The sequence below is a fragment of the Ciceribacter ferrooxidans genome, assembly GCF_004137355.1.
Taxonomy (GTDB): Bacteria; Pseudomonadota; Alphaproteobacteria; order Rhizobiales; family Rhizobiaceae; genus Allorhizobium; species Allorhizobium ferrooxidans.
This window is the reverse complement of record NZ_SDVB01000253.1, coordinates 574,065-586,724: the sequence shown is the minus strand read 5'-3', so window position 1 is coordinate 586,724 and position 12,660 is coordinate 574,065. Positions and strand designations below refer to the sequence as shown.

General features: G+C 62.7%; 14 protein-coding genes. 1 reads left to right on the top strand and 13 read right to left on the bottom strand.

The window, feature by feature from the left end; translation table 11 throughout:
* Window positions 1-2: 2 nt before the first annotated feature.
* On the top strand, window positions 3-443 hold the full coding sequence (locus tag EUU22_RS19420) for a BspJ family T4SS effector nucleomodulin (RefSeq protein ID WP_129333615.1): 441 nt from the start codon (window positions 3-5) through the stop codon (window positions 441-443).
* Between the two features lie 34 nt (window positions 444-477).
* Here EUU22_RS19420 and visR read toward each other — a convergent pair whose 3' ends face one another.
* The 13 genes from visR to EUU22_RS19355 all read right to left on the bottom strand — a co-directional run bounded on the left by visR (window position 478) and on the right by EUU22_RS19355 (window position 12,568).
* Window positions 478-1,221, bottom strand: coding sequence for a transcriptional regulator VisR (visR, locus tag EUU22_RS19415; protein ID WP_129333614.1), 744 nt, complete (start codon window positions 1,219-1,221; stop codon window positions 478-480).
* Between the two features lie 10 nt (window positions 1,222-1,231).
* Window positions 1,232-1,978, bottom strand: a complete 747-nt coding sequence (gene visN, locus EUU22_RS19410; RefSeq protein WP_129333613.1) for a transcriptional regulator VisN — start codon at window positions 1,976-1,978, stop codon at window positions 1,232-1,234.
* Window positions 1,979-2,263: 285 nt separating this feature from the next.
* Complete coding sequence (gene fliF, locus EUU22_RS19405; protein WP_165351225.1) at window positions 2,264-3,940, bottom strand: flagellar basal-body MS-ring/collar protein FliF; 1,677 nt, start codon at window positions 3,938-3,940, stop codon at window positions 2,264-2,266.
* A gap of 168 nt (window positions 3,941-4,108) precedes the next feature.
* Entirely contained in the window at window positions 4,109-4,465 is a 357-nt protein-coding gene (cheT, locus tag EUU22_RS19400; RefSeq protein ID WP_425359237.1) for a chemotaxis protein CheT, read from the bottom strand.
* Window positions 4,466-4,505: 40 nt separating this feature from the next.
* On the bottom strand, window positions 4,506-5,060 hold the full coding sequence (cheD, locus tag EUU22_RS19395) for a chemoreceptor glutamine deamidase CheD (protein ID WP_114362497.1): 555 nt from the start codon (window positions 5,058-5,060) through the stop codon (window positions 4,506-4,508).
* A complete protein-coding gene (locus EUU22_RS19390; RefSeq protein ID WP_112688929.1) occupies window positions 5,057-5,446 on the bottom strand; it encodes a response regulator in 390 nt (129 codons plus the stop codon). The genes cheD and EUU22_RS19390 overlap by 4 nt, the downstream gene beginning before the upstream one ends.
* Entirely contained in the window at window positions 5,433-6,497 is a 1,065-nt protein-coding gene (gene cheB, locus EUU22_RS19385; protein WP_129333611.1) for a protein-glutamate O-methylesterase CheB, read from the bottom strand. The genes EUU22_RS19390 and cheB overlap by 14 nt, the downstream gene beginning before the upstream one ends.
* A complete protein-coding gene (gene cheR, locus EUU22_RS19380; protein ID WP_129333610.1) occupies window positions 6,494-7,402 on the bottom strand; it encodes a protein-glutamate O-methyltransferase CheR in 909 nt (302 codons plus the stop codon). The genes cheB and cheR overlap by 4 nt, the downstream gene beginning before the upstream one ends.
* The gene (locus EUU22_RS19375; protein WP_129333609.1) at window positions 7,399-7,866 is read right to left on the bottom strand and encodes a chemotaxis protein CheW; all 468 of its coding nucleotides are present in this window, start codon (window positions 7,864-7,866) and stop codon (window positions 7,399-7,401) included. Before EUU22_RS19375 ends, cheR begins: the two co-directional genes overlap by 4 nt.
* 4 nt (window positions 7,867-7,870) lie before the next feature.
* The gene (locus EUU22_RS19370) at window positions 7,871-10,117 is read right to left on the bottom strand and encodes a chemotaxis protein CheA (protein WP_129333608.1); all 2,247 of its coding nucleotides are present in this window, start codon (window positions 10,115-10,117) and stop codon (window positions 7,871-7,873) included.
* 15 nt (window positions 10,118-10,132) lie between these two features.
* A complete protein-coding gene (cheY1, locus tag EUU22_RS19365; protein ID WP_112688919.1) occupies window positions 10,133-10,498 on the bottom strand; it encodes a chemotaxis response regulator CheY1 in 366 nt (121 codons plus the stop codon).
* Window positions 10,495-10,794 (bottom strand): STAS domain-containing protein, encoded by a 300-nt coding sequence (locus tag EUU22_RS19360; protein ID WP_129333607.1) that lies wholly within the window; start codon window positions 10,792-10,794, stop codon window positions 10,495-10,497. Before EUU22_RS19360 ends, cheY1 begins: the two co-directional genes overlap by 4 nt.
* Before the next feature lie 136 nt (window positions 10,795-10,930).
* Window positions 10,931-12,568 (bottom strand): globin-coupled sensor protein, encoded by a 1,638-nt coding sequence (locus EUU22_RS19355; RefSeq protein WP_129333606.1) that lies wholly within the window; start codon window positions 12,566-12,568, stop codon window positions 10,931-10,933.
* Between the last annotated feature and the right edge of the window lie 92 nt (window positions 12,569-12,660).

Here is a 12,660-nt window from a genome sequence, read left to right as displayed (position 1 = left end):
CGATGAAGAAATGCCCCTACACCAGCCAGCGTGAACGGATCGTCGCAGAAGCGATCAGCCCTGTTGCATCGGAACTTCGGCTGCTCGACGCTGCCGACCTGATCTCACTGCTGCGCTTCGAGCTCTATGGCAACATCTCCGACCTGGTCTCGTCGGCAGCCGAACTCTATTTTCACCCGGGAACCGTGAATTTCGGCGCCGGCGGGGAGTATCGGCTGGAATGGGGCGGACCGCCGGAAGTGGTCCTCGACCTGGAGATAAAACCGCGCGACGTCACCGTATACGCGCAGTTGACACTGACTCGCGAGCACGCCGGCCTGGAAATCTGCCATGTGGCATTCCATAACCCTCTCGCCAGTCCGGACGAGAACACGCGCCTGCTGCGCGACAGTCTGCAGGAGGCCCGTTTCAGCCACACCGGTGTCTCGCCACACTACACCTGAGTCGTCTCGAGAACAGACCAACCCGAGCGCACTGCTAGGTGATGTAGCCGAGCCGAATCGCCTTTGCGATCGCCTGGATGCGATTGACGGAATCGAGCTTGATGGTCGCCGAACCGAGATAGGCGTTGACGGTGTGCACGGAGAGGCGGAGCGCATCGGCGATCTCTTCGCTGATGCGACCGTCGCCGGCGAGTTGCAGGCAGGCGATCTCGCGATCGCTCAGCGTCTCGGCAGGTTGCGTGCGCCGCTCGTCCAGCGACAGGAGGTCGGTCATGATCTTGCAGGCGCGGGAATGAACGTCGATGATCCGCTCCCCCGCGATATCGACGCCCCCGGCGATCGCAAAAAGAACATAGCCGTTGCCCGAGGCGCCCAGCCGCACGGGGAAGGCAATCCCCGAATAAGACAGCACGCGCGCCTGCAATCGCTCCATGAAGACGGAGAAATCCGACGTGTCGGCAAAGCTCGAGTCATCGGCGGCGCTCCAGCTGAGCGGCAGCAGAGAGCTTTCGAGATGTGAAAGCAGGGTCTCGCCGTAATGTGCGAGGAAGACGTCGAGGCCCGCCGGGATCATGGTCGACCAATTGTCGATCTGGGCGACGAGCTTGCGCTTGCCGGGTACGCCGGAGCCGGCGATCTTCAGGACGGCGAAACCGTTGGCGCCGAGGCTCTTCTGCAGCGCGACGAGCTTCGGGAATATTTCCGCGCGCACGTTGATCTGTCGCGCGTGTCCGGTCTGCGTCTTGCCGGCGGGGAGCGGGTCTTGAGAGTATTTCATCGGCCCGCCCCTATACGAGATTGTTGCGCACGGCATAGGCGATCGCCTCGGACCGCGTCTTGGTCGCCGTCTTGCGCATCACGCTGGTGATGTAATTGTTGATCGTATTGCGCGAGATCCCGAGAATGGTGGCGATCTCGTCGCTGGTCTTGCCTTCGGCGATCCAGAAGAGGCATTCGATTTCCCGTTCCGTCAGCTCGAATTCACGATCCGCCCTCTGCCCTTTTCCGGCGGAGAGACTTACGCAATAGCCGCACAGCAGACCGACCTCTCGCAGCCTCTCCGGCGACAGCACGATCGTGTCCTCGTAAAGGAACATCAGCGACAACCGCGTGCGGCCCACATTGAAGGTCAGCGCACAGTATTCCCGGCTCAACCCCCGCGGAGCGTCGGCGTCGTCGGGAAGAAGCGCAAATCGCGGCTGCAGCAACGAGAGGCATTTCTCGAGTTCGGTGGTGCGGGAATAGCTTAGAGCGAACTCGCGCTCCAGACGGCGCACCAGGTCGAATGGCCAGTTGGAGCAGACGACGAAATCGAGACCCTGCTCCTGGACGAGATCAAAGCGGGCGAGCAGGAAATGGTTCGCCCCGACGTAATCCGCCAGGAGATGCAGACTGCGCCCGATGCTACCGCCTTGCGCAACCGACATCAGCCTCCGAAGAAGCTGCTCCCTGGTTTGAGGTCTGGTCGGGTCGTCCATGGTGGACATGGTTCGGTCTTGCTCCTTCCGAACCTCCCTAACCAACTCCGTGTCCATTGTGTTTCCCCCTTTCCGGGATGAAACGGCCTCGATGTACGCCCCCTCTATCTCCGGAAGGCCGCCCTCTCCCGGTGATTCGCATAGATGATTCGTCAAGCCGACGAATCACGGCAATGATAGAAGATAAATCCCGCCAGACCCAAACGCGCGCGCAGCGATTCCCCAACTTAACGACGATCGCATATACAAACCGTCACAAATCGCGCGCCGTCGGCGGAAGATGGTACGGCAAAGCCGCGCCGGGTGCCGGCGCGGCTGATTTCGTCCCGATTTTTCGGTTCGTCAGGCGGCCTTGTCGACGGCCCACTTGCGAAGGATCTTGGCGGCGCGCTCTTCGCTGATCTCGACCATGCGGGAGAGACGCCGCTCGGGACCTTCCTTGACGCGGCGGTTGAAGCCACCGTTCGGATCGTCGCCCATGGTGAGCAGATCGTCGGTGCTGTCGAAGCCGAAGTCGGCGCCGAAGCCGTCCATGAGTGCACCGCCGCCGACCGCCGGCGAAAAGTCGGGCAGTTCGAGGCCGGCTGCCTCCTCGCTGGCGCCCGCGAGTGCCGTAGCGCCGCCGCCGACCGAGCGGATCATCGGACGAATGCCCATCCAGACAATCAGGAAGGCTACGGCAACGAAGGCGAGCGAGTTGATGATGCCGCCGATGTTGCGGCTCAGCATTTCCATGATGCCGGGGCCGGTGGCCGATTCTTCGAGAAGCTGGTTTTCCAGGAAATCCATCGCCGTCAGGGTGACCACGTCGCCGCGAGCGGTGTCCAGACCGGCCGCGGAGCTGACGATCTTCTGCATCTCCGCGAGGTAGGCGTCGACCTTCGCCTGGTCGGCCGGCTCGCCGATCATTTTGGCGACACGCCCCTTGTTGACGACCACAGCCACCGACACCTTCTCGATCGTGTAGCTGTTACGGACGGTCGCCACGGTCTTGCTATTGATCTCGTAGTTGGTCTGCTCTTCCTTCTTGTCCTGCTGGTCGGACGACTCCGGTCCGCCGGCGGCGCCCTGGACATCGGCCTGGGGAAGGTTCTGTTCCACGGTCGCAGCGCTATCCGACTGGCGCTGCTGCGACTTCTGGTTCTCCTTCACGACCCGCACCGAGCGTTCGACGCGGGATTCGGGATCGTAGATAGTCTCCTGGATCTGCTGCGTGTCGGTGTTGATCTGGGCGGTGACGCTCGAGCGGAAGTTGTCCATGCCGAGGAAGGGTGCGAGCGCCTTGTCGATGTTCGACTCGATCTCCTGCTGAACCGTCTGCACGACGCCGATCGAACGGTTGGCCGGACCGCCCATCTCGTCACCCGAGGCGAGAAGCTGGCCAGTCGAATCGAGAATTGTCACGTCCTCGACGTCGAGGCCCGGCACGGCGGAGGCGACGAGGTGGCGGATCGAAGCAGCGGCCTTGCGGCCGGCTTCGTTGCCGGCGCGGATCATCACCGACGCCGTCGGCTTCTGCTCCCCGCGGCGGAAATTGCCGACGTCCGGAAGCACGATGTGAACCCGCGCGGCGGCAATGCCGTTGATCTGCTGGATGGTGCGGGCAACTTCGCCCTCCAGCGCGCGCACGCGGGTCACTTCCTGCATGAACGAGGTGAGGCCGAGAGAACCGACATTGTCGAACAGCTCATAGCCAGCATTGGCGCTGTTGGGCAGGCCGTGCTCTGCGAGCAGCAGCCGCGCCTTGCTGGTCATGCCGGCAGGAACCCTGATCGACTGGCCGTCGGTACCGACCTCGAAGTCGATACCGGCTTCTGCGAGCGCGATGCTCACCTGATTGAGATCGGTGGCCTCGAGGCCGGTGTAGAGCGTCTCGTAAGCCGGCTTGTTCACGAAAAGTGCGGCAGCGATGATGATTGCGATCGAAACGGCACCGACCCCGGCAAGGGTCAGCAGCTTGGTCTGGCCAAGCGACGCCAGATTCTTGAATATCTGAAGTGATTGATTTAACAGATTCATTCTGTCTCGCGCCATCAACTGAAGGAACTGGGACGCATTGCCCTCTTGCGAGACATTAGGAACTGAAACTTGTGCGAGCGTTTCGCGCCGTGACGAAAAGGCCGCTCGCGAACGAGCGGCCTCGAAATTCGTTCCTGTGCGGGGCAGCGACCAATCGCCGCGTGGACGTCAGAAAAAGTCGAAATCCCCCGCCGCCTTGCCGAGAGGCTGCGAATGACCGTGACGAATGCCGGCCCCCAGCGCCTTCTGCATTTCGGCAAGCTTCACCAGACTGAGCGCCGTCGTCATGTCGACCACCCAGCCGTCGGGGATCGACCCGGTGATCGTGTCGATGAATTCGGCGAGCCCGCGGGTCTTTTGCACCGCGAGATCGATTCCCTGCAGCACCTTGAGCGCGTCCGGATGCTCGAGCACCTGCGCGCCGCCGAGTTCCAGAAGCTGCGGTTCTATGCGTTCGATGAGATACGCCACGTCGTGCAGTTCGGTGACGACCCGCATCAGGACTTGCGGCAATGCTTCTTCCACGATCTTTGTCCCCCTGTATTCCTTTTCGTGCCGGCGGTATTCAGAAGAACTCGATGGAGCTTTCCACAGCCTTCGGCGTGAAGACCGGCTTCTGCTCGAGTGCGACGGTCCTCTGGGTCTCGGCGCCGGTCAGCGGATACTGCCTGGCTCTTCCGCTTACCGGCCAGAATTCGAGCTTGCGGCCGTGCTCCCCGCCCGTTGAGGAGCCGACGACCTTGATACCTTCGTCCTTCAGGAACTGCATGGCAAAGGCCGCGTTCTGTTCACCGACATTCGAGAACGTCGCAATGGTCTTCGCACCCCCGAAGACCTTCGCCTCGATGCGATCACGCCGCGCACCCTGTTTCAGCAGACCGTTGATGAGAAGCTCCATCAGATGGACCCCGTAACGGGTGGCGTCGCCGCCTCCCGCCCCCGCGGTCGCCGAACCCGGCAGCAGGAAGTGGTTCATTCCCCCCACGCCTGCAAACGGATCCCGCAGACATGCAGCTACGCACGAACCAAGAATGGTGGAGAGCACAATATTCGGATCGGATACGACCTTGTATTCGCCCTGAATAATGTGAACGCGCCTAGCTGCACTGTCGTCTGTCATTTCAGGGCTCCGAAGACCGCCTCGATCGCAGCCTTCATCTTCTCGATGGTAAAGGGCTTGGCGAGAACGTTGTTCGCGCCGAGCTGAGCAGCCTTCTGAACGAGCGCACGGTCACCCTGAGCCGTCAGGATGATGAACGCCGCCTTCTTCGTGTTCGGATTGCTGCGCACGGCGTGCAGCAGGCCGAGACCGTCCATCTTCGGCATGTTGAAGTCGGAGATGACGAGATGATGGGGCTGCTGCTCCATGATCTTCATTCCCTGCTCGCCATCACCGGCGGCCGTGATCTGCTTGAAACCGAGCTGCGTCAGGGCATCGCTCAACAGCAGACGGCTCGTTACCTGATCGTCGACGATCAGAACTTTGATTTTTTCAGCTAGTGACATGTTCGATACCTTCTTTCCGGGCAGCAGTAAGTTTGAGAATTTCTTCGCCGATCGCCGCAAGCGGCAGTTGGCGTTCGACGGCACCGAGTTCGTGGGCGACCCTCGGCATGCCGTAGACGACGCAGGACTTTTCGTCCTGTCCGATGGTGCGTGCACCTGCATGACGCATCTTGAGGAGACCTGCAGCGCCGTCCCGGCCCATCCCGGTCAGGATGACGCCGACCGCGCTACGGCCGGCGAGCTCGGCGACCGAATCGAAAAGGACGTCGACCGAGGGACGATGACCGTTCACCGGAGGCCGTTCCACGAGACGGCAGCAGGGAGCGGCCACATTCGCGACCTGAAGGTGGCGCTCGCCGCCCGGCGCGAGATAGACCTTGCCGATCTCCAGGCGGGCACCGTCGGTCGCCTCTTCGACCACCGGCTCGCAAAGGCGGTTCAGCCGTTCCGCGAAGCTCTTCGTGAAGGTCGGCGGCATGTGCTGCGTGATGACCGTCGGCGGGCAGTTGCGCGGAAATTTCTGGAGGACAGTGATCAGCGCTTCGACGCCGCCGGTCGACGACCCGATCGCAACGATCTTGCGGCCGACACGGAAATCCGACGTCGGGACGGTGCGGCTCGCAGGCGGTTCGCTCCGCGGTGCACGATTGTAGCGATGCTGCGAACGGGCGGCGGCCTTCACTTTCTCCGCCAGGTCGCCGAAGGGATTGGCCTCACCCGGCATCGGCTTGCCGACGCAATCGAAGGCTCCGATCTCCAGTGCGGCAAGAGTGGCTTCGGCCCCCCTGTGGGTCATGGTCGAAACCATGATCACCGGCATCGGCCGCAGCGTCATGATCTTTTCCAGGAACTCGAGGCCGTTCATGTTCGGCATCTCGATGTCGAGCGTGACAACGTCCGGATTGAGCTGCTTGATCGCGGCACGCGCCTCCATGGCGTCTCCCGCCTGGCCGACGACGTCAACGTCCGGATCGGAATTGAGGATCGCGCTGATCAGCCCCCGCATGGTCGGGCTGTCGTCGACGACGAGAACGCGGGCGGGTGCACTCACAGCTTGCGCCCTCCCGTCTTTCCGATGAAGCGGTAGGTGGTGATGCCGGTGTTGTCGAAATAGGCCTTGGCATCGCCGGAAACGCGTTCGGAGTGGCCGATATAGAGATATCCTCCCTCCGGCAGGAGGTCGGCGAAGCGCGACCATATGCGCATCTGCGTCGGTTCGTCGAAGTAAATCACAACGTTGCGGCAGAAAATGACGTCGAACTTGCCCTTGAAAGGCCACTGAGCCATCAGGTTCAGTTCGTTGTAGGTGATCAGGCGCTTCAGGCGGTCGTCCACCTGGAACTTGCGACGTCCGCCGATTTCAACCTCCTTGAACCACTGCTTGCGCATGTTCGGCGAGACGGTCTCCAAAGCCTGCTCATCGTAGGCGCCCTGACGGGCGATCGCGAGGATCTTCGGATCGATATCGGTCGCGAGGATCTTGAAGTCGTAGTCGAGCACGTTCGGGAAGGCCTGAAACACCGTGAGGGCGATCGAATAGGGCTCCTGGCCGTCCGAGCTCGCGGCCGACCAGATGCGGACGCGGCCGCCCGCCTTGGCGCGGGCTATCAGGCCCGGCAAAACTTCGTCACGCAGATGCTCGAAGTGATGGTTCTCGCGGAAGAACCGCGTGAAATTGGTCGTCAGGTGCGACAGCATCTCCCGGCGCTCGTGCGCACCTTCGGGGGAGGACACCAACGCGCAATACTCGCGGAAGCCACTGAGGCCGAGATTGCGGATGTGCTTCGACAGACGCGAATAGACGAGCGAGGCCTTCGAATCGTTGAGAGCGATCCCGGCATCGGCGTAGATCATCGCCGCGATCTCGTTCAGGTCACGCCGGGTCAGTGGATATTCTCCGCTGGCGAGAATCTCGTCGTCGGATGGTCTGTGGAATGCGGCACTCGCGGGAATCATGCAGCCTCGCTTTCGGTTTCCGGGAAGAGGCCTTCCAGCTCGATCAGGCAGATCATGCGCTTGTCGATCGCGAGAATTCCGCGAGCATACTGCTTCTCATGATCGGTCGAGATCTCAGGCGTCGGCTGAATGTTCTCGTCGGTGACGGTCAGGATGTCGGACACGGCTTCGACCAGCAGCCCGACCGTTTTGTTGCGGACCTGTGCAACGATGATCACGTGCCGTGCAGTCGGGTCCGCCTGCCCGAGGCCGAGCCGGAACGAAAGATCGACGATCGGCAGCACTGCCCCGCGCAGGTTGATGACGCCCATGACGAACGGCGGCGCGTGCGGGAGCGGCGTGGCCTGCGTCCAGCCACGGATCTCGCGCACCGACATGATGTCTACGCAAAATTCCTGATCGCCGATGCGGAAGGCGATGAGCTCCCGGCTACCTTGGACAAGATTTTTGATCGCATACGACATGAAACTAACCTGCGACTGCTAAAGACATTTCCGGTTTGAGGGATTGTCCGCGGGAAGCGGCGACGACGGCGTCGACGTCGAGGATGAGGGCAACCCGGCCGTCACCGAGGATGGTGGCTGCGGCGATGCCCGGGACGTGCGTGTAGTTCGCTTCGAGAGACTTGATGACGACCTGACGCTGTCCCTGAATGGCGTCGACCATCAGTGCGCGCTGACCGCCGCCTTCCGATTCCACCAGAAGGGCGACACCTTCGACCGGATTGGCCTGGGTACCGCGGAAATTAAGAATGCGGCCGACGTCCACCAGCGGGCAGAAGCTGTTGCGGATGGAAATCAGGCGCTGATTGGACCCGAAGGAATGGATATTCTGCGCCTCCGGCTGGAGGGTTTCGACGATCGCCGTCAGTGGCACCACCAGCGTCTGGCCGGCAACCGTGACGACCATGCCGTCGAGGACGGCCAGCGTCAGCGGCAGGCTCATGGTGAAGGTGGAGCCATGGCCCGGCTTCGAGCTGATGGAGATACGGCCTCCGAGAGCCTGGATCGAGCGTTTCACGACGTCCATGCCGACGCCGCGGCCGGAAATGTCGGAGATCTTGTCCGCGGTCGAGAAGCCCGGCATGAAGATCAGGTTGTCGATTTCCTCATCAGAGAGATTGGCATCGGCGGCGATCAGGTCGTTGTCGATCGCCTTCTGGCGAACCCGCTCGCGGTTGATGCCGGCGCCATCGTCCACCAGTTCGATGACGATACGACCGGAACGATGCTTCGCGGTCAGTTTGACCGTACCTTCCGGGTTCTTGCCCGCGGCAACGCGCTTCTCCGGCGTCTCGATGCCGTGGTCGACGGCATTGCGGATCATGTGGGTCAGCGGCTCGGCAAGCTTGTCGATGACCGTCTTGTCGACCTCGGTGTTTTCCCCTTCGGTGATCAAGCGGATCTGCTTGCCGACCATGTCGGCCACTTCGCGGACGATACGCGACATGCGCTGGAAGACCGGCTTTACCGGCTGCGCACGGATCGCCATGACCGAGTCCTGGATCTCACGGGTGAGCTGCTGCAGCTCTTCGAGACCCATGTTGATCGTCGAGGTGCCGTTGGCGTCGTTCTCGATCACGCTCTGCGAGAGCATGGCCTGGTTGATAACGAGCTCGCCGACCAGGTTGATGAGGCGGTCGACGCGGTCGAGGTCGACGCGGATCGTCTGCCCAGCTGCAGCATTCTGCGCCGCGTTCGCGGCTGCGGCTGCGGCTGCGGCGGCAGGTGCGGCGGCCGCGGTTTCCTTCTTCTCCTGTCGGGCCGCGGCGCCTGCCAATCGCATGACGTTGGAGGCGGTTTCTGCTGCGGCAACGGCCGCGCCCGCATCCCCATCGGGAGCGTTCGTCTCCGAGGCGCCGCCTTCGTCCAGCAGCGAGAGATCGAAGGGAACCGGAACCATCGGAGGCTCTTCGCCCGTCGGGGCAACCGCTTCCGCCTGCGCCTTCACCTCGAGGTCGCAGTCCCATTCGGCAAATTCGAAGACGGTCCGGATCGCATCTTCGCCCTTGTCGGTCGAGAGCTCGATGTTCCAGCTGAAATAGGCCTCTTCCGGATCCATTTCGTCGAGCAGCGGCAGAGCATCCATGTCGCAATGGATGCTCATCTCGCCGAGGCGGGAGAGATCGCGCAGCAGCAGGGCCGCGTCGTTGCCCTTGGAATAGAGATCGCGACGCGGTTTGAACGTAATCGCGAAGCGCGGCAGTGCCGGTTCATCGTCGAAGGCATCGAAGGAGAACGGGATCGGCTGGAATCCGCTGTCATCGGTCGGCGCCGCGGCGACGGGAGCCGGTGCCGACGCTGCGACGACCGGGGCCACAGCAGGCGGTGCTTCGCCATTGGCGAGGGCTTCGAGTTCGCGGACGAGGCCGGCGCTGCGCGCGCCGTCGACGCTACCGCCGTCGCGGGCTGCGTTGGTGAGGTCGGCAAGCACATCAGCGGCCCGCAGCATCACCTTCAGCACCTCGTGCGTCGGCTCGAGCTTGTTGGATCGAACGCAATCAAGAGTGGTCTCAAAGACGTGCGCGAAGGCCACCAGATCATCCAGACCGAAGGCACCGGCACCGCCCTTGATCGAGTGCACGGCGCGGAACACGGCGTTGACCGTTTCCGGGTCGCGGTCCCCGTCATTCATCTTGAGAAGACCAGACTCCAGTTCCGCGAGCTGCTCCTCGCATTCCTGGAAGAAGATCTCTTTGATTTCGTTCATATCCATAGGAGGAATTCCCGCTTAGGCAGTTACACGTTCAATCGCATCGATCAGCTTGGTGGGATCGAACGGCTTCACGATCCAGCCGGTGGCTCCGGCCTGACGTGCACGGTTCTTCTTCTCCGCGTCGCTTTCGGTCGTAAGCACCAGGATCGGCACCGCACGATATTTCTCGTTACGACGAACGCCCTCGATGAAACCAAAGCCATCAAGGCGCGGCATGTTGATATCGGTGACGATCACGTCGGGGTTGGCCTCTTCCAGGATTTCGAGGCCTTCGACGCCGTCTTCCGCCTGCACGGTTTCGAAGCCGGCATTGTTGAGCGTCACGAGCAGCATGTTGCGGATGGTCCTGGAGTCATCCACCGTCAGTACTTTCTTCTTCATTGCCGAATCTCCTCAGCGAGCAGGTGATCTGCATTCACGCCAATCAATTGAAGGGTCTTCAGGAAGGTCTCCGACGCCTTCACGAAAGTGAAAGGCTTCTTGTCCGCATCCCAGGCATTCGCTCCCGCCATCAGCACCTGCACGCACTGCGCTCCGACGCGCTTGACTTGCGATGCATCGATCTCGAGCCCGCTGCCGCGCAGGTCCATCAGACTGCTCTTCAGGGCCGAAGCCTCGTTGAGGTCCAGCACCTCGGCCAGCTTCAAGCTCTTGTTTGCGCCTTTCCGTGTTGCCATCAGTTCTTTCCTCGTCTTTCAGAGCGGCCGACATCCCGCCTGGGAAACCCGCCGACAGGCGCCGAACCCGACACCCAGCGGGCCCTTTCGCCCGTCCGAATTCCCCTTGTGTAATGGAAGGTGGTAAACAATCCCCTCAACCTCCCCAGCTACCGATCCGCATCGGGACATCGAGTCCATATGCAGTCTCCGCCTCGTCGATATCCTCGTTCGCCGCCGGGCGGCCCGGCGCGACACCATCCGTTGGCCCGCGCCTCTCCTGCGAAACGATTGCCGGGTTGCGGCGCCGACGCTCGTAGTGGAACTCGCGGACCGTTCGTCCGAGTTCGACGATCAAATTGTGCAGGTCATCCGCGCCGTCGCTCGAACGACGGGCAAGCTCGGCGCTGACATTCACCTCGCCGACGAGACCGGAGACGTTGCCGGTAAGGCCCTGAAGGCCGTCCGCCTGCGCGGTCGACCGGCGGGCGATCTCCCCGACCGTTTCGCTGATCCCGCCGACTTCACCGGCAATGGAACCAATGGCGTCCTGCGTATGGGCGACGATCTTCACGCCCGCATCAACCTGCGCCTTGGTGGTGGCGACCAGTGTCTTGATCTCGCGGGCGGCCTCGGCGGAGCGCTGCGCAAGCGCGCGGACCTCCTGGGCGACGACGGCAAAGCCGCGTCCGCTGTCGCCGGCGCGCGCCGCCTCGATCCCGGCATTGAGCGCCAGAAGATTGGTCTGGAAGGCAATCTCGTCGATTGCCCCAATGATGCGGCCGATGTGTTCGGCCGATGTCTCGATGTCCGCCATCGCGGCAATGGCGCGTCCCGCGACCTCGCCGCTGCCGTCGACGGAACGACGGGCCGCGGCGACCGCCGTTTCCACAGCCTTCGTCTGTTCGGCGGTGATGCGGGCTTCGTCCAGCAGCGCCCCGAGCGCCGCTCCCGCGTCCCGCAGTTCGTCCGAATGCTGTCCCGCACGCCCGGCGAAGTCGGATGAGGCAGACACGACCGACGCAAGCGCACCCTCGGCAGCCCGCGCCCTCTCCTCCGAGGCGATCATCGCCGCCTGCACCTGCTCCAACGCCGTATTGAGGTCACGGGCCAGGCCCTCGTAGGCCTCCGGCACCTCGCCCGAGACGCGCTGATCGAGATCCCGATCAGCGAAGGCCCGGATGGTCGGACCGAAGATCGCGTCGACATCGGCGCGCTCGCGTTCGCGCAGCTCGGTGAGCTCGCGATGGTGACGAAGCCGCAGTTCGTTGAAGCGCAACGAGACGGCGATCTCGACATCGACCATGACGACACGCACCAGCACATCGACGAGTTCGGCGAGATCACGGGCGCGCCTGCGACCGGACGGCATGAAACCCGAGCCTGCTATCTCCTCGAGAACGCCGCCGACCAGGTGTTCGAGCACGACGGCGTGGCCGGCGACGTGCCAGCGGGGATCGAGCCCCATCTTGCTTTCGCTGTCGGAGAGGACCTTGACGCGTTCCGCATAGAGCCCGTCGAAGCGGGCATCCGTCAGAACATCCCAGTGGGAGGCAAGGAGATCATGCAGGCGTTCGAGCTGCCGCTCGCTCGTGAAATTCCGGGCCGCATCCGGAAACGTCTGGTAACGCTGGAAGACGTCGCGAAGCCCCTTCTTCATGCTTTCGTCGAGCAGCGGGCGATGCCGCCTCAGATGCTCGCAGTCGGCCTGTTCAAGTCCGGCAAAGCGCAACCTGTCGCGCAGGCTGCCGCCCTGCGCTCCCGCTGTCCGATCTGCCGGCGAAACCTGCGCCAAGACAATGTTCCTCACTGAGGTCCGGCGTGGAGCCGGACGGGCTGAAATGGTCCCGGGATGTCTTGCGTATCTGCGGACTCACGCCACGTCGC

What these genes read in the sequence shown, in the direction of transcription:
- EUU22_RS19420 (WP_129333615.1), top strand. Translation starts at nt 3, where the DNA reads ATGAAGAAATGCCCCTACACCAGCCAGCGTGAACGGATCGTCGCAGAA.
- visR (WP_129333614.1), bottom strand. Translation starts at nt 1,221, where the DNA reads ATGAAATACTCTCAAGACCCGCTCCCCGCCGGCAAGACGCAGACCGGA.
- visN (WP_129333613.1), bottom strand. Translation starts at nt 1,978, where the DNA reads ATGGACACGGAGTTGGTTAGGGAGGTTCGGAAGGAGCAAGACCGAACC.
- fliF (WP_165351225.1), bottom strand. Translation starts at nt 3,940, where the DNA reads ATGAATCTGTTAAATCAATCACTTCAGATATTCAAGAATCTGGCGTCG.
- cheD (WP_114362497.1), bottom strand. Translation starts at nt 5,060, where the DNA reads ATGACAGACGACAGTGCAGCTAGGCGCGTTCACATTATTCAGGGCGAA.
- EUU22_RS19390 (WP_112688929.1), bottom strand. Translation starts at nt 5,446, where the DNA reads ATGTCACTAGCTGAAAAAATCAAAGTTCTGATCGTCGACGATCAGGTA.
- cheR (WP_129333610.1), bottom strand. Translation starts at nt 7,402, where the DNA reads ATGATTCCCGCGAGTGCCGCATTCCACAGACCATCCGACGACGAGATT.
- EUU22_RS19375 (WP_129333609.1), bottom strand. Translation starts at nt 7,866, where the DNA reads ATGTCGTATGCGATCAAAAATCTTGTCCAAGGTAGCCGGGAGCTCATC.
- EUU22_RS19370 (WP_129333608.1), bottom strand. Translation starts at nt 10,117, where the DNA reads ATGGATATGAACGAAATCAAAGAGATCTTCTTCCAGGAATGCGAGGAG.
- cheY1 (WP_112688919.1), bottom strand. Translation starts at nt 10,498, where the DNA reads ATGAAGAAGAAAGTACTGACGGTGGATGACTCCAGGACCATCCGCAAC.
- EUU22_RS19360 (WP_129333607.1), bottom strand. Translation starts at nt 10,794, where the DNA reads ATGGCAACACGGAAAGGCGCAAACAAGAGCTTGAAGCTGGCCGAGGTG.